Annotated in this window: 18 protein-coding genes; all 18 read left to right on the top strand. The window is 45.5% G+C overall.

Annotation, left to right across the window (positions count from 1 at the left end):
- The first annotated feature begins 128 nt into the window (after positions 1 to 128).
- A complete protein-coding gene (gene rpsB / locus RWO08_RS03060) occupies positions 129 to 893 on the top strand; it encodes a 30S ribosomal protein S2 (RefSeq protein WP_314211205.1) in 765 nt (254 codons plus the stop codon).
- Positions 894 to 1,012: 119 nt separating this feature from the next.
- A complete protein-coding gene (gene tsf, locus RWO08_RS03055; protein ID WP_035364288.1) occupies positions 1,013 to 1,894 on the top strand; it encodes a translation elongation factor Ts in 882 nt (293 codons plus the stop codon).
- 87 nt (positions 1,895 to 1,981) lie between these two features.
- Complete coding sequence (gene pyrH, locus RWO08_RS03050) at positions 1,982 to 2,704, top strand: UMP kinase (protein ID WP_023392068.1); 723 nt, start codon at positions 1,982 to 1,984, stop codon at positions 2,702 to 2,704.
- 155 nt (positions 2,705 to 2,859) lie between these two features.
- On the top strand, positions 2,860 to 3,381 hold the full coding sequence (gene frr / locus RWO08_RS03045; RefSeq protein WP_373690453.1) for a ribosome recycling factor: 522 nt from the start codon (positions 2,860 to 2,862) through the stop codon (positions 3,379 to 3,381).
- Positions 3,382 to 3,491: 110 nt separating this feature from the next.
- The gene (locus RWO08_RS03040; protein ID WP_314211204.1) at positions 3,492 to 4,418 is read left to right on the top strand and encodes a 2-dehydropantoate 2-reductase; all 927 of its coding nucleotides are present in this window, start codon (positions 3,492 to 3,494) and stop codon (positions 4,416 to 4,418) included.
- A gap of 121 nt (positions 4,419 to 4,539) precedes the next feature.
- Complete coding sequence (gene rimP / locus RWO08_RS03035) at positions 4,540 to 5,013, top strand: ribosome maturation factor RimP (RefSeq protein WP_070755622.1); 474 nt, start codon at positions 4,540 to 4,542, stop codon at positions 5,011 to 5,013.
- A 21-nt stretch (positions 5,014 to 5,034) separates the two neighbouring features.
- Positions 5,035 to 6,225: a transcription termination factor NusA gene (gene nusA / locus RWO08_RS03030; RefSeq protein ID WP_306486973.1), complete on the top strand. Its 1,191-nt coding sequence runs from the start codon at positions 5,035 to 5,037 to the stop codon at positions 6,223 to 6,225.
- 23 nt (positions 6,226 to 6,248) lie between these two features.
- On the top strand, positions 6,249 to 6,554 hold the full coding sequence (gene rnpM / locus RWO08_RS03025) for an RNase P modulator RnpM (RefSeq protein WP_070755620.1): 306 nt from the start codon (positions 6,249 to 6,251) through the stop codon (positions 6,552 to 6,554).
- Positions 6,551 to 6,847 carry a ribosomal L7Ae/L30e/S12e/Gadd45 family protein gene (locus RWO08_RS03020; RefSeq protein WP_306486974.1) on the top strand — a complete coding sequence of 99 codons (297 nt, stop codon included), beginning with the start codon at positions 6,551 to 6,553 and terminating at the stop codon, positions 6,845 to 6,847. The genes rnpM and RWO08_RS03020 overlap by 4 nt, the downstream gene beginning before the upstream one ends.
- Positions 6,848 to 6,885: 38 nt before the next feature.
- Positions 6,886 to 9,183 (top strand): translation initiation factor IF-2, encoded by a 2,298-nt coding sequence (gene infB / locus RWO08_RS03015; protein ID WP_306486975.1) that lies wholly within the window; start codon positions 6,886 to 6,888, stop codon positions 9,181 to 9,183.
- Between the two features lie 14 nt (positions 9,184 to 9,197).
- Positions 9,198 to 9,557, top strand: coding sequence for a 30S ribosome-binding factor RbfA (rbfA, locus tag RWO08_RS03010; protein WP_291428453.1), 360 nt, complete (start codon positions 9,198 to 9,200; stop codon positions 9,555 to 9,557).
- Between the two features lie 138 nt (positions 9,558 to 9,695).
- Complete coding sequence (ppc, locus tag RWO08_RS03005) at positions 9,696 to 12,392, top strand: phosphoenolpyruvate carboxylase (protein WP_399495759.1); 2,697 nt, start codon at positions 9,696 to 9,698, stop codon at positions 12,390 to 12,392.
- A 98-nt stretch (positions 12,393 to 12,490) separates the two neighbouring features.
- A complete protein-coding gene (gene truB / locus RWO08_RS03000) occupies positions 12,491 to 13,420 on the top strand; it encodes a tRNA pseudouridine(55) synthase TruB (protein WP_314211202.1) in 930 nt (309 codons plus the stop codon).
- Between the two features lie 5 nt (positions 13,421 to 13,425).
- Positions 13,426 to 14,373: a riboflavin biosynthesis protein RibF gene (gene ribF / locus RWO08_RS02995; RefSeq protein ID WP_314211201.1), complete on the top strand. Its 948-nt coding sequence runs from the start codon at positions 13,426 to 13,428 to the stop codon at positions 14,371 to 14,373.
- A gap of 1 nt (position 14,374) precedes the next feature.
- The gene (hemW, locus tag RWO08_RS02990; protein WP_291428446.1) at positions 14,375 to 15,547 is read left to right on the top strand and encodes a radical SAM family heme chaperone HemW; all 1,173 of its coding nucleotides are present in this window, start codon (positions 14,375 to 14,377) and stop codon (positions 15,545 to 15,547) included.
- Positions 15,548 to 15,550: 3 nt separating this feature from the next.
- Positions 15,551 to 16,420: a YitT family protein gene (locus RWO08_RS02985; protein ID WP_291428444.1), complete on the top strand. Its 870-nt coding sequence runs from the start codon at positions 15,551 to 15,553 to the stop codon at positions 16,418 to 16,420.
- A 174-nt stretch (positions 16,421 to 16,594) separates the two neighbouring features.
- Positions 16,595 to 17,584 (top strand): heat-inducible transcriptional repressor HrcA, encoded by a 990-nt coding sequence (gene hrcA, locus RWO08_RS02980; RefSeq protein WP_023392082.1) that lies wholly within the window; start codon positions 16,595 to 16,597, stop codon positions 17,582 to 17,584.
- A gap of 44 nt (positions 17,585 to 17,628) precedes the next feature.
- A complete protein-coding gene (gene grpE, locus RWO08_RS02975) occupies positions 17,629 to 18,225 on the top strand; it encodes a nucleotide exchange factor GrpE (RefSeq protein ID WP_291428442.1) in 597 nt (198 codons plus the stop codon).
- The last annotated feature ends 35 nt before the right edge of the window (positions 18,226 to 18,260 follow it).

The following is an 18,260-nucleotide window of genomic DNA, read 5'->3' as shown; positions in this document are numbered from 1 at the left end:
TAAGGTTGCATCACCCGATGCTCCAATTCGCACGTTCGTTGATAGTTAGGACGGTGCTTGGGTAACCAAGTTTCCTTGCTAGGTGACACGTTCGGAGGAAAAATATTAAACCAAATGGAGGTATAGAAATGTCAGTAATTTCTATGAAGCAATTATTAGAAGCTGGTGTACACTTCGGTCACCAGACTCGTCGTTGGAACCCTAAGATGAAGCGTTATATCTTTACAGAACGTAACGGTATCTACATCATCGACTTACAAAAAACCGTTAAATTAGTTGACGAAGCATACAACTACATGCGTGAAGCAGCAGCTGACGGCGGTGTAGTACTCTTCGTTGGTACTAAGAAACAAGCTCAAAAAGCTGTTGAAGAACACGCAGTTCGTTCAGGTCAATACTACATCAACCACCGTTGGTTGGGTGGTCTCTTGACTAACTGGGATACTATCCAAGGCCGTATCCGTCGCTTGAAAGCTATCGAAAAAATGGCTGAAGACGGGACCTTCGAAGTACTTCCTAAGAAAGAAGTTATCGAAATCCGTAAGGAACAAGAGCGTTTAGAGAAATTCTTAGGCGGGATCAAAGACATGCCAAGAATTCCAGATGTCATCTTCATCGTGGATCCACGTAAAGAGCGCATCGCGGTTCAAGAAGCTCAAAAATTAAACATTCCAATCGTTGCTATGGTCGACACTAACTGTGACCCAGACGAAATCGACGTAGTAATCCCATCTAACGATGACGCTATCCGCGCTATCAGCTTAATCGCTGGTGCTATGGCTGACGCTGTTATCGAAAGCAACCAAGGGGTTGTAGAATCTGTCGCTGAAGAATCAACTGACAAAGCTTTCTTCGATAACTTGTTCGAATCAAACGAAGGCCAAGAAGCCTAAGCGTTACTTAACTTAGTATAAGCATGAACTGTCTTAATTCAGGAGGATAACCATAGGCTCAAGGCTAGGGACCTGTGTTGAGACAGTTTTTTATAAGACCTGAGGAGGAAACATACAAAATGGCAAACATTACTGCAAAATTAGTAAAAGAATTACGCGACATGACTGGCGTCGGTATGATGGACGCTAAAAAAGCTTTAGTTGAAGTTGAAGGCGACATCGACAAAGCGGTAGACTTCTTGCGTGAAAAAGGTTTAGCTAAAGCTGCTAAAAAAGCTGACCGTATCGCAGCTGAAGGGGTTACTGCTACTTATGTAGACGGCAACACTGCTGCCTTAATCGAATTGAACTCTGAAACTGACTTCGTTGCTAAGAACGACAAGTTCCAAGCTTTAGTTGCAACTGTTGTTAAAGCTATTGCTGAAGCAAAACCAGCTACTATGGAAGAAGCTTTAGCTGTTAAAGTTGGCGACAAGACAATCGAAGAATTAATCTTAGAAGGTACAACCGTTATCGGTGAAAAACTTTCTCTTCGTCGTTTCGAAGTATTGTCTAAAGCTGATGGCGATGCTTTCGGTGAATACCTCCACATGGGTGGCCGTATCGGTGTCTTAACTGTTATCGAAGGTTCTGACGACTCTGTAGCAGCTAAAGACGTTGCAATGCACGTTGCAGCGATTAACCCACGTTACGTAAGCCGTGAAGATGTATCTGAAGAAGACTACAAACACGAAGAAAAGATCCAAACCGAAATCGCCCTCAACGAAGGCAAACCAGCTAACATCGTTGAGAAAATGATTAAAGGTCGTATGAACAAATACTTAGCTGAAATCAGCTTAACTGAACAAGCATTCGTTAAGAATCCTGACCAAACAGTTGCTGAATTCGTAGCTTCTAAGGGCGGTAAAGTGAAAACTTTTGTCCGTTATGAAGTCGGCGAAGGTATGGAAAAACGTCAAGATAACTTTGCAGACGAAGTGGCTGCCCAAATGGGTAAATAAGCTCGTCTAATTGACTAAGCCCCAAGTGATTGGGGCTTTTTCTGAAAAACGGACTCTTCAGGCAAATCAAGGTAAGGAGTAAGGAAAATGGTAGAACCGAAATACAAACGTGTCGTCTTGAAATTAAGCGGCGAAGCCATGGCTGGACAATCTGGCTTTGGTATTGATCCAGCAACCATCAAAGAAATGGTCAAGGAAATTAAAGAAGTTCACGCCCTAGGCGTAGAAATCGCCATTATTGTCGGTGGTGGCAATATCTGGCGAGGGATTACAGGGGCTGAGATGGGCATGGAACGGGCGCAAGCCGACTACATGGGCATGTTAGCGACTGTCATGAACTCCTTAGCCCTACAAGATGTTCTGGAGAACAATGGCGTACCAACTCGGGTTCAAACCTCTATCGACATGCGCCAAATTGCGGAACCATTTATCCGTCGTCGTGCTATCCGCCACTTGGAAAAGGGCCGCGTGGTTATCTTTGCAGCAGGTACCGGGAACCCTTACTTCTCAACTGATACTCTAGCCGCTTTGCGTGCTGCCGAAGTGAACGCAGACGTTATCTTGATGGCTAAGAATAATGTGGATGGTGTCTACGATGCCGATCCACGCCAGGATGCCAATGCAACTAAGTTCGACAACTTGTCCCACTTAGATGTTATTGCTAAGGGCCTAAAGGTTATGGACTCTACCGCTAGCTCGCTCAGCATGGATAACGATATTCCTTTGGTTGTCTTCAACTTGAATGAACCTGGTAACATTCGTCGGGTAGTTTTGGGTGAATCCATCGGGACGGTCGTTGGCGGCAAATAATGATTTTTAAGAGCGTCTCCTAGTCTCTGGGGCGCTCTTTTTGGATAAAATAGGCTATACTCAAGCTTGATTAAATATGCTATAATAAGTTAGTACAAAATATGTAGGAGGCTGTCTCAATGACTACTGAATTAATCAAAGATACTAAGCAACGTATGCAAAAGACCGTTGACGCCTACCAACGCGAGTTAGGTTCTATTCGGGCTGGGCGTGCTAATGCCAGCATTTTAGACCGTATTAGTGTTGAATACTATGGCGTGCCAACTCCACTCAACCAATTAGCATCCATCACCATTCCAGAGGCGCGTATGCTCTTGATTACCCCTTATGACAAAGGAACCCTGGGGGATATTGAGAAAGCAATCTTAATGAGTGATGTGGGCATTACGCCATCTAACGATGGGTCTGTGGTGCGTTTGGTCATTCCTGCCTTGACTCAAGAGCGACGCCAAGAATTGGCTAAAACCGTTGGTAAGGAACAAGAAGGGGCTAAGGTCCGTGTTCGTAACATCCGTCGTGATGCCATTGACCATGCTAAGAAGGCAGAGAAGAACAAGGAAATCACCGAGGATGATTTGAAAGGTCTAGAAAAAGACATTCAAAAGTTAACAGATGACTTCGTCAAAGAAATCGAAAAATTAACGGCTGAAAAAGAAAAAGAAATCTTAGAAAAATAAGACCTTATTGACGTGGATTCTGTTTCATAACAGGATTTGCGTCTTTTTTTCTTACCTAAAAAGTGCTATAATGAAGTTAGTTAATAAACTTACATAGGAGGGGACTCGTTATGCTAACCTATATTGTAGGTGCCGGCGCAATGGGTTGCCGTTTCGGCTACCAAATGGCTGAAGCTGGCCAAAAAGTTGTCTTGTTCGATGGCTGGCAAGACCACATTCAAGCAATCAAAGAAAAAGGCCTAATTATTACCGGTGACCAAGACAAGACGGTAGCCTTAGATATTCGGCCTTTTGGTCAGGATGCGCCTGTCTGTGACCTCATGATTCTTTTCGTCAAAGCCCACCAATTGGAGACAACCCTGCAGGAAACGGCTCACTTACGTGATCAGCACACCAAGGTTTTCTGTTTACTTAATGGTTTAGGACATGAAGAAGTCATTAAACGATACGTGGATCCACACAATATTATGATGGGGGTAACCGTTTGGACTGCTGTCCTTCTTGGTCCGGGGCAAGTTCGTCTCAAAGATTCCGGAACCATTAATTTCTGTGCCCTTGACCCAAGCGGTAAAGAAGTTGGCCTAGAGGTAGAAGCTTTACTTAACCAAGCTGGGCTTAATGCAACATATGACCAAGAAGTCTTTAAGGCTATCTGGACTAAGGCCTGTGTCAATGGGACTATGAACTCTACTTGTGCCTTAACAGATTGTACCATTGCAGAATTCTTCTCTTCGGAAGAGGGGCGCTTAATCGTTCGTCAACTCATGCACGAGTTCATCACCGTAGCCAAAGCCAAAGGAATTGTCCTCGATGAAGAGAAAATCTACCAGTACCTTATGGACTTGTCGGTTAAGTTAGCAGGTCACTATCCATCAATGCACCAAGATCTAGTTCAACAAAAGCGCCTAACTGAAATTGACTACATCAATGGGGCTGTTGCACGTATGGGGGCCGACTTAGGCATTGATACACCTTACTGCAAGATGGTGACGGAGTTCATCCATGTTAAGGAGCGTCAATTTGGGGTGCGCGCCTAGTAACTAAGCCCAAAGGCTTGACACTTAGGCTCTTTGTGGTATAATGAATACAGTCGAAATCAAGTTGGAAAGGAGTGAGCGGTGACGCTTGCTCTTTTTGCATGAGAGAATGAGGTGAACTATGAGTGCAATTTTAGATAAGGTGACACCAGCCATTACCGAGATAGTAGAAGCCAACGGCTGCTACTTGGTTGACATGGAATATGTCAAGGAAGGTAAGTCTTGGTTCCTTCGCATCTATGCGGATAAACCAGGACGGATTGACATTGATGACTGTGCGGCCATCAGTGAGCAAATCAGCGAACATCTGGATAGTATTAAGCCTGATCCATTTCCTGAGGCTTATTTCTTAGAGGTCTCATCACCAGGGGCGGAACGGCCATTGAAAACTGATCAAGCCTTGCGAGAGGCAATAGGTGAGTATGTGCATTTAGACTACTATGCGCCACAACACGGTGCTAAGAGCCATGAAGGGACTTTAGAAGCTGTGACAGATGACAAAGTTACGCTGACTGTCCAAATTAAAACTGTCAAAAAACAACTAGAAATCGAACGCCAAGCCATCGCCAAAGCGCGTCTGGCTATTAAGTTCTAATAGACTACTGGAGGATAGACAATGAGTAAGGAACTTGTTAAAGCAATGCAGGTTTTAGAAGAAGAAAAGGGGATTTCTCGCCAAGTCATTAAGGAAGCCCTGGAATCTGCCTTAGCTCTAGCATATAAGAAAAACTATGACCAAGCCCAAAACGTGGAGGTCCAATTCGATGAGAATAAGGGCACCATTAAGGTCTACTCGGTCAAAGAAGTTGTAGAAACCAACTATGATTCGACCTTAGAAATCAGCCTAGAAGAAGCGCTCAAGATTAATCGCGCTTACGAAATTGGCGACAAAATCAAATTCGAAGTGACACCTAAGGACTTCGGTCGTATTGCGACTCAGACTGCTAAGCACGTCATCATGCAACGTATTCGCGAAGCTGAACGGGAGAATATCTTCGAGGAATTTAGCCAATATGTAGATGAAATCATGACTGGGACGGTAGAACGTCAAGATCACCGCTTTATCTATGTCAATATTGGCCGTGTGGAGGCTATTATGCCACTTGGGGAACAAATCCCTAGCGAACAATTTGAACCTGATCAACGCATTAAGGTTTATGTAGCCAAGGTTGATAAGACAAGCAAGGGCCCGCAAATCGTGGTCAGCCGTGCTCACAATGATTTCTTGCGCCGCCTCTTCGAACAGGAAGTACCAGAAATCTACGATGGTACGGTTGAAGTCATGGCCATCGCTCGTGAAGCAGGTGACCGTGCCAAAGTTGCAGTGCGTTCACGCGACAAGAATATCGACCCTGTTGGGACCTGTGTGGGCCCACGTGGTCAACGTGTTCAAGCTATCGTTAACGAACTCAACGGCGAAAATATGGACATCATCGAATGGAATGAAGATCCAGTTGTCTTCATTCAAAATGCTTTGAGCCCTGCTCAAGTTCTCAAGGTTGATTTCAACGAAGAAGCGCATGCCTGCATCGTGGTAGTACCGGATAACCAATTATCCTTGGCCATCGGTAAACGGGGTCAAAATGCCCGCCTCGCTGCTCGTTTGACGACCTATAAAATTGATATCAAGTCAGAATCTTCTTATGCTGACTACTTAGAAGAGCAAGCGGCTTTAGCCTTAGAAGCTCAAGCTGCAGCTGAAGCTAGTCAAGAGGATTTAGCAGAAGAACTTCCAGCTGAAACGCTGGACCAAGCAGTTGAAGTAGAAGATCTAAAGCTTGAATCTGAACCTGCTGGCGAAGAATAGGGCTGAGCGAAGGAGGGGACCCGATGCAAACGAAGAAACAGCAAGCACCACGTAAGGTGCCAATGCGTAAATGTATTGTATCCCAGACCATGTTCCCTAAGAAGGAACTGGTACGGGTGGTCAAATCCAAAGAAGGACAGATTTCGATTGATCCAAGTGGTCGTCAAAATGGTCGTGGTGCCTATATTGGCCTAGACCGCAATCTGGCCTTGGAAGCCAAGAAGAAACGGACCTTTGACCGTGCTTTCAGTATGAAAGTGGATGACGCCTTCTACGATGAACTCTATGCCTATATTGATCATCAACAGGCGCGTAAAGAATTACTATGACACCAGAACAAAAGAAACTGAACATGTTAGGCCTGGCCAACCGGTCGGGTAACCTGATTAGTGGTGACGAACTCGTCGAGAAAGCCATTAAACGCGGGCGTGTGGCCTTGGTCCTCTGTGCCCAAGATGCAAGTGACGCTACCCGTACACGTTATCAGGATTGGTCCCAGCGCTATCATGTTCCACTAGAAATGACATTTAACCGAGAACAAATCAGTCACGCTGTGGGAAAGACTCGTTCAATCGTGGCCATCACCAACCGGGGGATGGCTAAGACCTATCTTTCCTATTAGCCCTACTGACCAATTCTTAGGAATAGGAAGGTGAGACAATGACAGTTAGTCGCGTATATGAATTTGCCAAAGCACATAATATGAGCTCCAAGGCTGTATTAGAATTGGCAAAGAAAAATGGTATTGAATTCAATAGCCATATGTCCTCCATGACCGAGGGACAAACTCAAGAATTGGAACGCTTACTGCGTCAACCAAAGGCTGCGCCAACAGAGAAAGCTACGCAAAAGCCAAAACAAGACAAGCCAACGCCTAAGGCTAAGCCTGAAGCCAAGCAAGGTCACAAACAGCCTGAAAGCAAAGGCCAAAATCAAGCCCACCAAGGCAACAAGCAAGCTAAGAAGCCACATGGCCAAGAGTCTGCTAAAAACCACGAAGGCCAAGCCAAGGCTAAGCCTGAAGGCAACCGCAACAATGGCCAACAGTCTAACAACCAAAATCAACGTCATAACCAATCAGACTTTGACTCTAATCGCCGAGGTGGTGGTAGCCGCCGTAAGAACCGTGGCCGTCACAACCGTCAAAATGCTAACGTGACCGAATCCAAGGGGATTACTGCTCGTAAGCATAAGGAATTGCCAGAGAAGTTAGTCTACACGGAAGGTATGAATATCCAAGAGATTGCTAAGCTCTTCCACCGTGACGCTAGTGAAATCATAAAGAAACTTCTTATGTTAGGGGTTATGGCCAACCAAAACCAAGCGCTTTCCAAGGAAGTTATTGAATTAATTGCCATGGAATATGGGGTAGAAGCGGAAGAAAAAGTAGTCATTGATAATGCTGACTTGGAACGTCACTTCGCCCAAGAAGAAATTAAGCCTGAAAACTTAGTCACACGTCCACCAGTTGTGACCATTATGGGTCACGTCGACCATGGTAAAACCACTCTCTTGGACCAATTGCGTAATACCAACGTTTCCGAAGGTGAAGCCGGCGGGATCACTCAGCACATCGGGGCCTACCAAGTTAAGATTAACGACAAGTTAATTACCTTCTTGGATACGCCTGGTCATGAGGCCTTCACCACCATGCGTGCCCGTGGTGCGGATGTTACTGACATCACCATCATCGTGGTAGCAGCGGATGACGGGGTCATGCCTCAAACGGTTGAAGCTATTAACCACGCCAAAGCGGCTGATGTTCCAATCATCGTTGCTATTAACAAGATTGATAAGCCTGGGGCTAATCCTGATCGCGTCATGCAAGAATTAACCGAGCACGGTTTGATTCCAGAAGCATGGGGTGGGGAAACTATCTTCGTGCCAATTTCTGCTAAGTTCAATCAAAACATTGAAGAACTCTTGGAGATGATTCTCTTAGTTTCTGAAGTGGAAGAATTGAAGGCTGATCCTCAACGCTTGGCTATCGGGACCGTTATCGAAGCCCGTTTAGACAAGTCTCAAGGTTCAACGGCAACTCTCTTGGTACAACAAGGGACCCTTCATGTGGGGGATCCAATCGTTGTCGGGAATGCCTACGGTAAAGTCCGGACCATGGTCAACGACGCTGGCCGTCGTATTCGCCAAGCGGGTCCTGCAACGCCAGTTGAAATCACTGGTTTGAATGACGCGCCGCAAGCGGGTGACCTCTTTGTAGTCTTCCCAGACGAAAAATCTGCTCGTGCGGCAGGTGAAGAACGTGCTAAACGTGCTCAGTTGGCTATGCGTGACCTTAAGAAGAAGGTGACCTTGGACAACTTGTTCGAGAGCCTGCAAGAAGGCGAGCTCAAGTCTGTTAATGTCATCATCAAAGGGGACGTACAAGGTTCCGTTGAAGCCTTGTCCGCTAGTCTTCAGAAGATTGATGTTGAAGGCGTCCGCGTGGACATTATCCACCAAGCGGTAGGGGCCATCAACGAAAGTGATATCACCCTAGCTCAAGCTTCAGGTGCCATTGTTATTGGCTTTAACGTACGTCCTACGCCACAAGCTCGTTCCTTGGCCAACGATAACGAAATCGATATTCGTCTCCACCGCATTATCTATAATGTCATCGAGGAGATCGAAACAGCCATGAAGGGTATGCTAGATCCTGAATACGTGGAAGAAATTACTGGTCAAGTGGTTGTTCGTGAAACCTTCGTCGTTTCTAAGGTTGGGACCATTGCAGGTTCTTATGTCTTGGATGGTTTCATCCAACGTAACAGCAAGGTTCGGATTATTCGTGACAACATTGTCATCTATGAAGGCGAACTAGCTAGTCTCAAACGCTTCAAAGACGATGCAAAAGAAGTTACTAAGGGCTTTGAGTGCGGGATTATGATTGAAAACTATAACGACATTAAGATTGACGACATCATCGAACCATACCGTATGGTTGAAGTCAAACGTAGCTAGGAGGGAGCAAGCCTATGGCAAACTATCGTGTAGGCCGTGTACGCCAAGAAATCATGCGTGAAGTCAACCGCATTTTGCTACGCGAAGCCAAAGATCCGCGTATCGAAGGGGTGACCATTACCGATGTGGATTTAACAGGCGACTTGCAACAGGCTACCATCTTCTACTCAACACTCAGCGATAAGGCTGGTCAGCGTCAGAAGACGGAAGCAGGGCTCAAGGCAGTAACAGGTCTAGTTCGCAGTGAACTGGGCAAGGTTCTCAAGCTCTACAAGACACCTGAAATCCGTTTCGAACGTGACCGTTCTGTAGACTACGGAAATCGCATTGATCAATTACTCAACCAAATTCATCAACAAGATCAAGCAGAATAAGCCAAAGAGACTAGGTTAGCCTAGTCTCTTTTTTATGCGCTAAAATGTGACTTAGTCAGCACAAGTATGAGGAGGGCGACTTGTTTAACTAGTCTATTTAACCTATAATAAGAGTTAGATATTTTTGCCAAAGAGAAGGTGACATCCGTGAATATTGAAAACCAGATTCAACAGAGTCAAGTTACGCATTTATCTCAGCTTCTTACAGATGCTCTTGAGCGAGCCTTTACTTCCATGACCTCACCCCAGCAGCAAGCCTTATTAGCTAAGCTTAAGAAATTAGCGGATCAAGGGGACTACTCGGCTTATGTGGCAGCTATTCAGCCACTGGCTGAAGAAGATTTAGCGCTAGTAGCCCGTTACTTCTCGGCCTTGCCATTCCTGATTAACATCGCAGAAGACGTGGAGTTAGCTAGTCAGATTAAAATGAAACGTTGTCGCCACACTGATTTAGAAGGGGAGTTGCCAGCCACTTTGGCTGCCATCAAGCAAGCAGGTAAGGGACAAGTGCTTGAACGTCCCATGACCATTGAGCCAGTCTTAACGGCTCACCCAACTCAGGTTCAACGTAAGTCCATGTTAGATCTCATGGATAAGCTTTATGGCCTTTTAAGGGACTATCGTAAGACGAGACCTGAATTTTTAGACCGACAAGCTTGGCAACACGAGCTTGAAGCCGTCATTGAAATTATCTTAGGCACAGATTTGATTCGCGAGCAGAAGCTTCAAGTCGCAAACGAAATCGCCAATGTTATGACCTATTATCAGAAATCTCTGATTGAAAGTATTACAGATATTACCCTTAATTATCGCCAAGCCCTAGATTCAATGGAAATAAAGTCTCATCAAGCCCTGCCCATTACCATGGGCATGTGGATTGGTGGGGATCGAGATGGCAACCCTTATGTGACTGCGGAAACCTTACGCATGACTGCCCACATTCAATCACAAGTCATCTTAGACTATTACTTGCATAGCCTGGATCAGCTTTATCGCCGCTATTCTTTCTCCAGTGATTTGGTGTCTGTGACCCCAGAATTGGCTGCTTTAGCAGAAGTTTCTGGAGATTACTCTATTTTCCGCCAGAAGGAACCCTATCGTAAGGCCTTAAACACCATTAAGAATCGCCTTTGCGCTAGCAAATCCTTAATTTTAGGGGAGGATTCTCAGCCTCAAGTCCAAGCCTATCCAGATGCCGAGACCTTCAAGGCTGACTTAAACCTTGTCTTAGAGGCGCTTAAAGCCGATGGCAAGGAATCACACACATTAGCTCCGCTAGAATCCTTAATTGTCTGCGTGGAAGTATTTGGTTTCCATTTAGCCAGTATCGACCTAAGACAAGACTCTAGTATTAATGAGGCTTGTGTGGCTGAATTATTGGCACAATCCAAGGTTGAGGGAAATTATAGTCAGCTAGATGAAGCAAGCAAAATCCAGTGCCTCTTACACCAGTTAACCCAAGAACCTCGTCGCTTATCGAGCGCCTTAAATCAACCATCAGATATTCTGAATCGTGAGATGGCTATTTATCAAGCCGTCGCTGACCTACAAAATCGTTTGGGTCACCGCATCATCAAACGCCATATTATTTCCCATACTACTTCCGTCTCAGACTTGCTAGAATTGGCCTTACTTTTTAAAGAAGTGGGTTTAGTCGGACCTGATTTTGCCCATGTCCAATTAGTGCCGCTATTTGAGACCATTGAAGACTTAGAAGAAGCCCTAGAGGTCATGACTACTTACTTGCGACTACCTCTTGTTCAGAAATGGCTAGCAAGCCAAGATTGGTGTCAGGAAATTATGCTAGGCTATTCGGATTCCAACAAGGATGGGGGATACCTTGCTTCTGGCTGGGCGCTCTATCTAGCACAGAATAAATTAACCCGTTTAGGTAGGGAAGAGGGCATTACCATTAGTTTCTTCCACGGTCGTGGGGGAACCGTCGGACGTGGCGGTGGTCCAAGTTATGAGGCCATTATGTCGCAACCTATTGGGACTATTAATCGTCTAATGCGGGTGACAGAGCAGGGTGAAGTCATTGGGACCAAGTATGGTAATCCCGACACAGCCTACTATCAATTGGAAAACATGTTAGTGGCCTCCTTGTCTCACGTCTTGTTAGCCCATGAAGTGCAAGACAGCAAACCTTATGAAGCAGTTATGAATCGCTTGGTTGATTGGAGCTATCAAGCCTATCGTCAGCTTGTTTTTGCGACACCTGGCTTCTCTGAATTCTTCTTCCAAGCAACGCCAATTAAGGAAGTTAGCCAGCTTAATATTGGCTCTCGACCTGCCTCACGTAAGAAGGTGACCGATATTGATGGTCTGCGGGCAATTCCTTGGGTCTTTTCTTGGTCACAGAGTCGCATGATGTTCCCAGGTTGGTATGGTGTAGGAACCGCCTTCCAACGTTTTATTGAAGAAGACCCTAGTCATTTAGCTTTATTGCAAAAAATGTATGCTGAATGGCCATTCTTCCGGGCTTTACTATCTAATGTAGACATGGTCTTGGCTAAGTCTGATATGGAAGTGGCTCGTTACTATAGTCAACTAGTTGAGGATGATAATGGTCAAGCTATCTTCCAAACCCTAGAGGCAGAGTGGCAACGTACCAAGGATCTGCTCTTACAAATTGAAGGGGAAGCGCAACTTCTTGCGCAAAATAATTATCTGCGTGATTCCTTAGCTATGCGTCTACCTTACTTCAATGCTCTTAATTACTTACAGGTGGAACTGATTAGACGGTCTCGCCAAGAAGCGCTCAGTCCTTTGGCTAGCAAGATTTTGCACATTACCATTAATGGGATTGCGACTGGCTTGCGCAACTCTGGTTGATGGCACTTCTGAAGCCCTTATCTAAGCCCTTTGTTAGTCTTTTGGCCCTAAATCTGATATAATAAATCGTTATGAAATTTAAAGGAGCGTCGCACACTATGTATCACGGAATCTTGGTAATCAATAAACCAGTTGGCATGACCAGTCACGATGTTGTCTTTAAATTACGCAAAATTCTCAGAACCAAACGCATTGGTCACACCGGTACTTTGGATCCTAACGTGGCGGGTGTCTTAGTGTGTTGTATTGGTCAAGCGACTAAGTTAGTAGAAGACCTCATGGATGGTCAAAAGGGCTACCGGGGTGAAATCACCTTAGGATTTTCTACCGAGACAGAAGATGCAGACGGGGAGCCTGTCGAGCGCCAGCGACTTGAAGAGCCAGTGTCTGATGCCGCAATTGATGCCGCCATGGCGACTTTTCTAGGAGAGATTGTTCAGATTCCGCCTTATTACTCTGCCGTTAAAGTAGGCGGCAAGCGTCTCTATGAATATGCGCGTGCAGGTCAGCAAGTAGAGCGCCCGCGCCGAATAGCTCGGATTGATCGCTTTGAACGACTAGGGGCTAGTGAATTTGACCCACATGAAGGCCTACAACGCTGGTCTTTTGATGTCCAATGTGGCAAGGGAACCTATGTTAGAACCCTAGCAGTTGATTTAGGAGCTAAGCTAGGCTATCCAAGTCACATGTCCTATCTGGTCCGTTATATGACGGGGGGCTATAGCTTGTCTCAGGCCCATAGCCTAGAAGAAGTGGCCCAAGCGGCAGATCAAGGGCGAGTTGGCCATATCCTAGTGCCACTGAATCAAGCAATCAACTTCTGCCCACACTACCACCTGCAAGATTCAGAGTGGACCATAGTCAAGAATGGGCAGGTTGTGCCAAGCACTGCTTTCAACCTAGCTCTCAAAGAGGCTACTGCTTGCTACTACCAAGGCAAAGTTCGTGCCATTTACGGGCCGCATCCAAGCAAACCTGGTATGGTCAAGCCCTTGAAGATGTTTACCTATGAAGAGGAGTCACGATAGACAACATGGAAATTATTCGTATACACCATCCAAATCTTCCGCAACTTAAGGGGCCTATTGTCTTGGTTTTAGGATTCTTCGATGGCGTGCATCGGGGGCATCAGGCTGTCATTCAAGCTGGTCGCCGCGAAGCCGACCGTTTAGGCCTGCCTTTGGCGGTCATGACCTTCAACCAACATCCTAAAATCGTATACAGTCGGCTGACAGCAGCTGAAATGGATTACCTGTCAGACTTAGACCGTAAGATGGAATTGCTTGAAGCCAATCAGGTGGATATGGTCTTCTTAGTCGATTTTACCTATCCCTTTGGCTCCCAATCTCCTCAAGCTTTTGTTGAAAAATACATTGTCGGCCTTAAGGCTCAGGTGGTGGTAGCGGGTTTTGACTATACTTATGGTCCTAAAGAAGAAGCCAACATGTCCACCTTACCGCAACACGCAGCTGGTCGCTTCCGAATTATTGAAGTGCCTGAACTTGTGCTTAATCAAGAAAAAATCGGCTCGACACCCATTCGGGAACTCTTACGAGAAGGAAAAATCGATGAGGCCAATTTGGCTCTAGGCTATGTCTATGAGACCAGCGGTGTGGTCGTTCATGGTGAGAAGCGAGGACGAACCATCGGCTTTCCAACGGCTAATATCCGTCCCCAAGCTGGCCAAGTCCAACTAGGGCCGGGTATCTATGTAGTCGAGATTCAAGTCAATGGCATTTGGCATCAAGGCATGGCTTCGATTGGCTATAATGTGACCTTTGAGACGGATACAGGACTGACCTGTGAGGTGCATATTTTTAACTTTAACCAACTCATTTATGGTGAGACTGTCAAGGTTCGTTGGCATCACTATCTGCGTGGCGAAGTTAAATTTGAATCGGTTCAGGGCCTAATTCAACAACTGCAGACTGACCAAGCAGCCTCACAAGCTTACTTCCAGCAAATTAAGAAGGAGGGTTAGCATGCAAGCCAAGGCCGCCTATATACATATTCCTTTCTGCAAGAAAATTTGCCATTATTGTGCCTTTAATAAGTTTTTCTATGATGGCCAACCAGTCGGGGATTATCTGGCCGCCTTGGACCAGGAAATGGCTGCCTATGACCTCGATCAGACGCAGCCCCTGGACACCCTCTATATTGGGGGCGGGACCCCAAGTTGCTTGTCTTTATCTGAGTTAGACTATTTGCTGGCCTCTATTCACCGGCGCTTGCCCCTGACCGACAAGACTGAATTTTCTTTTGAGATTAACCCAGGTGAACTTAGCTTGGAAAAATGTCGTCTGCTCAAAGACCAGGGGGTTAACCGTATCAGTATGGGGGTCCAGACCTTCAATGACCGACTACTGCGTAAAATCGGACGTAATCATCGGGAAAAGCAAATCTACCAGTCCATCGACTGGTTTCGCCAGGTAGGCTTTGAAAATCTCAGTATTGATTTGATTTTTCGTTTACCAGAACAGACTTTAGCAGACTTCGATGAGAGTTTGACCAAGGCCTTATCTTTGGATTTGCCTCATTATTCCCTCTATTCCCTGATTATTGAGAATCAGACGGTCTTCCAGCAACTCATGCGCCAGGGCAAGTTGCCCCTGCCTAGCGAGGATGTAGATGCTGATATGTTTCAATTGGCCATCGACCGGCTTAAGGAAGCAGGCATTAACCAGTACGAAGTCTCCAACTTCGCCAAACCAGGCTATGAATCGCAACACAATCTAGGTTACTGGCGTTATACGCCTTACTATGGTTTTGGTGCGGGTGCCCATGGTTTTCTAGATGGGACGCGTTATTACAATCACGGGCCCGTTCACCATTATCTTAAACAATTAAGAGCCGGAAATAAGCCCATTATTGACGCCAGTCCCCTGGACTTAGTTGATCAGATGGAAGAATTTCTCTTCTTGGCCTTGCGGACCACGCAAGGGGTCTGCCTGACAGACTTCCAAACACGTTTTGGCCATCGGGCGGAAGTCTTGTTTGCTGATTTCTTCAGACAGCAAGCTGAGCGTGGACTTTTAATAGAAGAAAGTGACCGTATTTATTTAACTACAAGGGGCCTTTTCCTAGCAGATTTAGTCTTTCGGGATTTGATCGGTTGGCTCAAGGAAAGACCGCAAATAATGAATAAGGAGGATTAATTGATGAATCGTAAATTTTTGAAGAATTTCTTTTTAGTGGTTTTAGGGAGTTTAATCTTTGCCTACTCCATTAATTTGTTACTCGTGCCTAACCATATGGGGGAGGGCGGCGTGACCGGGGTCACATTGCTACTCAAGTATACGCTAGGTTGGGATAACGCCATCACTTACTGGATCATCAACGTGGTCCTCTTAATTATTGGTTGGCGTTATCTAGAGCGGGAAACCCTCTATTTGACCATTGTATCGGTTATGTGTATTTCCGTCTTCCAGAAGATTCTGCCTTCCACAGGCTTTATCCCTGAAAATTCCATGATTATTCCTCTTATGGCGGGTGCCATGATTGGGGTAGGGCTTGGTTTGGTCTTCCTAGGCGGCGGGACCACTGCTGGGGCTGACATTATCGTGATGATTCTCAATAAATATTTTGGGATTAACACCTCTGCTGGTTTCCTCATGATTGATACGGTCGTTGTACTTTCAACTTCCTTTGTTATCGGCCTAGAGAAGACTGTCTTAACCTTAGCCATGTTAGTTGTCTTTACCCGCATCATGAATTTCATCTTAGAAGGTTTCAACCCTAAGAAGTCCGTTACCATCATCTCTAAAGAATCGGATAAAGTGGCGCAGGCTATTTCTCAACGCATTCAGCGTGGGATTACCATCCTCAAAGGGGAAGGTTACTACACCCGCAATGAGAAAGATGTCCTCTTCATCGTGGTTAGCCGTAACCAGATCCTGGCTCTGCAACGGACGGTGCTTGAGATTGATCCAACTGCCTTTATGATTATCTCCAATGTCCAACAAGTACACGGGGAAGGCTTCTCATTCTATCTAGATGCTGAGACTGGTCAACAGATTCCTCATCGCTAAAAAGCTTAAAAACTCGCGCTTTTGACCAGTGCGAGTTTTTATTTTAGGTAAAATTAGCACTCGAATAAAAAGAGTGCTAAAATTTATGGCAAAAAGGGTTGACAGGGGGTAAAATAGGGTGTATACTAACATTAGCACTTGAGGTAAAGGAGTGCTAAAAAAGAGGTGAGAACAATGTTAACAGCTAGGCAACAACAAATTTTACAGTTGATTGTGCAGCTGTATGGCCAGTATGAAGAACCGATTGGGTCTAAGACCCTGCTTCAGAAGAGTCTATTGGATGTCTCACCGGCAACCGTACGAAACGATATGTTGGCACTTGAACGCATTGGCTATCTCAAGAAGGCTCATTCTTCTAGTGGACGGATTCCATCCTTTGATGGCTATCGCTACTATGTAGATCAACTGATTGAGGATCAAGCAGATATTCAAATGGCCAAGCAAGATAGTGAGGTAATTCAATCTATCTTCCGAGATCGCCATTTTGACGCTATGCAGCACGCCCAATTGGCGGCTGATATCTTGGTCTCCTTAACTGGCTATACGGCCGTCGTTTTGGGAGAATCCAAGGAACAATATCATTTAAGTGAGTTCCGCTTGATACAACTCAGCGAGAGTCGGATTGTGGCCATCGTCTTGACTGACAAGGGAAGCGTTGAAAGTGATCTAGTAGATTTACCAAGATCCTTAAGCCGAGAGGACTTGGGTCGTTTGACTCAAGCTATCAACCAGGAAATTGTTGGCTTATCCTTACTAGAAGCACAGCAACGACTTAAATTGACCTTGCCACTCTTGATGCAGCGCTTAGTTGGCTTCCAAGTCGACTTTTCGTCAGTTATCACCAAATTAATGCGCCATTTAAAGGGGCGTAGTTACTATGTCAGTGGTAAGAATAACTTATTCGATTCAGTAGAAGTGTCAGATTACAAGCGACTCTTCAACCTAATCGATGGGTCAGCAGAAATGTTCCAACTACTTGAAGCCAAGCAAGGCTTAGCAGTTGAACTGGGATTGGGAGGCCTAGCAGACGTCAGTCTAGTGACCTCATCCTATCAGTATCAAGCACAACAGGTCATCATCGGCCTAGTTGGTCCCGCTACTATGCCTTATCAGCGTGTACTGGGCTTGATGCATCACATCACGCATGAACTGGCCCATTATTAAGTAGCCACACCCAGAATTACCAAACCCTTAAAGGAGGCGATTACGTGTCAAATACAGAAAAAGAAGTGCTCAAGCAAGACACGCCTGTTCAAGATGAAATGCTTGATAAAACTCAAGACAGTGCTGATCAAGCAGAGGTTCAAGTTGATCAATCAAACGAGAGCCTAGATCAAGCCATTGAAGAAGCGGAAGACCAAGTCAGTCAGTTAGAGGCTGAAAAAGAAGCTTTATCCGACCAACTCTTACGCTTGCAAGCAGAAATCCAGAACATGCGACGCATTAACCAACGTGAACGCCAAGATGCAGCAAAATATCGCTCGCAAAGCTTGGCTAGCCATCTCTTAGATGTAGCTGATAACTTGGAACGTGCCTTGGCAAGTCCAGCTGAGTCTGATGATGCCAAAGCCATCCATAAAGGCATCGAGATGGTATACAACCAGTTCAAGCAAGCCTTTGAAAAAGAAGGCATTAGCGTTATTGACCCATTGAACCAAGCCTTTGACCCTAATTTCCATCAGGCCGTTAGCATGATGCCTGCAGGCCAGGGGCAAGAAGCTGATACCGTCATTAATGTCTTGCAAAAGGGCTATATGCTACAAGACCGGGTCTTAAGACCTGCTATGGTCATTGTCGCTCAGTAACATTTTAATGAATATTCCAGACTAAAAAATCAAAC

Source organism: uncultured Abiotrophia sp. (genome assembly GCF_963520105.1).
Taxonomy (GTDB): domain Bacteria; phylum Bacillota; class Bacilli; order Lactobacillales; family Aerococcaceae; genus Abiotrophia.
Note: the sequence above shows the minus strand (reverse complement) of the source record. Positions and strands in the feature narration are given on the sequence as shown.

Coding starts and splice junctions, on each gene's coding strand:
- rpsB (WP_314211205.1), top strand. CDS start 129: ATGTCAGTAATTTCTATGAAGCAATTATTAGAAGCTGGTGTACACTTC.
- tsf (WP_035364288.1), top strand. CDS start 1,013: ATGGCAAACATTACTGCAAAATTAGTAAAAGAATTACGCGACATGACT.
- pyrH (WP_023392068.1), top strand. CDS start 1,982: ATGGTAGAACCGAAATACAAACGTGTCGTCTTGAAATTAAGCGGCGAA.
- frr (WP_373690453.1), top strand. CDS start 2,860: ATGCAAAAGACCGTTGACGCCTACCAACGCGAGTTAGGTTCTATTCGG.
- RWO08_RS03040 (WP_314211204.1), top strand. CDS start 3,492: ATGCTAACCTATATTGTAGGTGCCGGCGCAATGGGTTGCCGTTTCGGC.
- rimP (WP_070755622.1), top strand. CDS start 4,540: ATGAGTGCAATTTTAGATAAGGTGACACCAGCCATTACCGAGATAGTA.
- nusA (WP_306486973.1), top strand. CDS start 5,035: ATGAGTAAGGAACTTGTTAAAGCAATGCAGGTTTTAGAAGAAGAAAAG.
- rnpM (WP_070755620.1), top strand. CDS start 6,249: ATGCAAACGAAGAAACAGCAAGCACCACGTAAGGTGCCAATGCGTAAA.
- RWO08_RS03020 (WP_306486974.1), top strand. CDS start 6,551: ATGACACCAGAACAAAAGAAACTGAACATGTTAGGCCTGGCCAACCGG.
- infB (WP_306486975.1), top strand. CDS start 6,886: ATGACAGTTAGTCGCGTATATGAATTTGCCAAAGCACATAATATGAGC.
- rbfA (WP_291428453.1), top strand. CDS start 9,198: ATGGCAAACTATCGTGTAGGCCGTGTACGCCAAGAAATCATGCGTGAA.
- truB (WP_314211202.1), top strand. CDS start 12,491: ATGTATCACGGAATCTTGGTAATCAATAAACCAGTTGGCATGACCAGT.
- ribF (WP_314211201.1), top strand. CDS start 13,426: ATGGAAATTATTCGTATACACCATCCAAATCTTCCGCAACTTAAGGGG.
- hemW (WP_291428446.1), top strand. CDS start 14,375: ATGCAAGCCAAGGCCGCCTATATACATATTCCTTTCTGCAAGAAAATT.
- RWO08_RS02985 (WP_291428444.1), top strand. CDS start 15,551: ATGAATCGTAAATTTTTGAAGAATTTCTTTTTAGTGGTTTTAGGGAGT.
- hrcA (WP_023392082.1), top strand. CDS start 16,595: ATGTTAACAGCTAGGCAACAACAAATTTTACAGTTGATTGTGCAGCTG.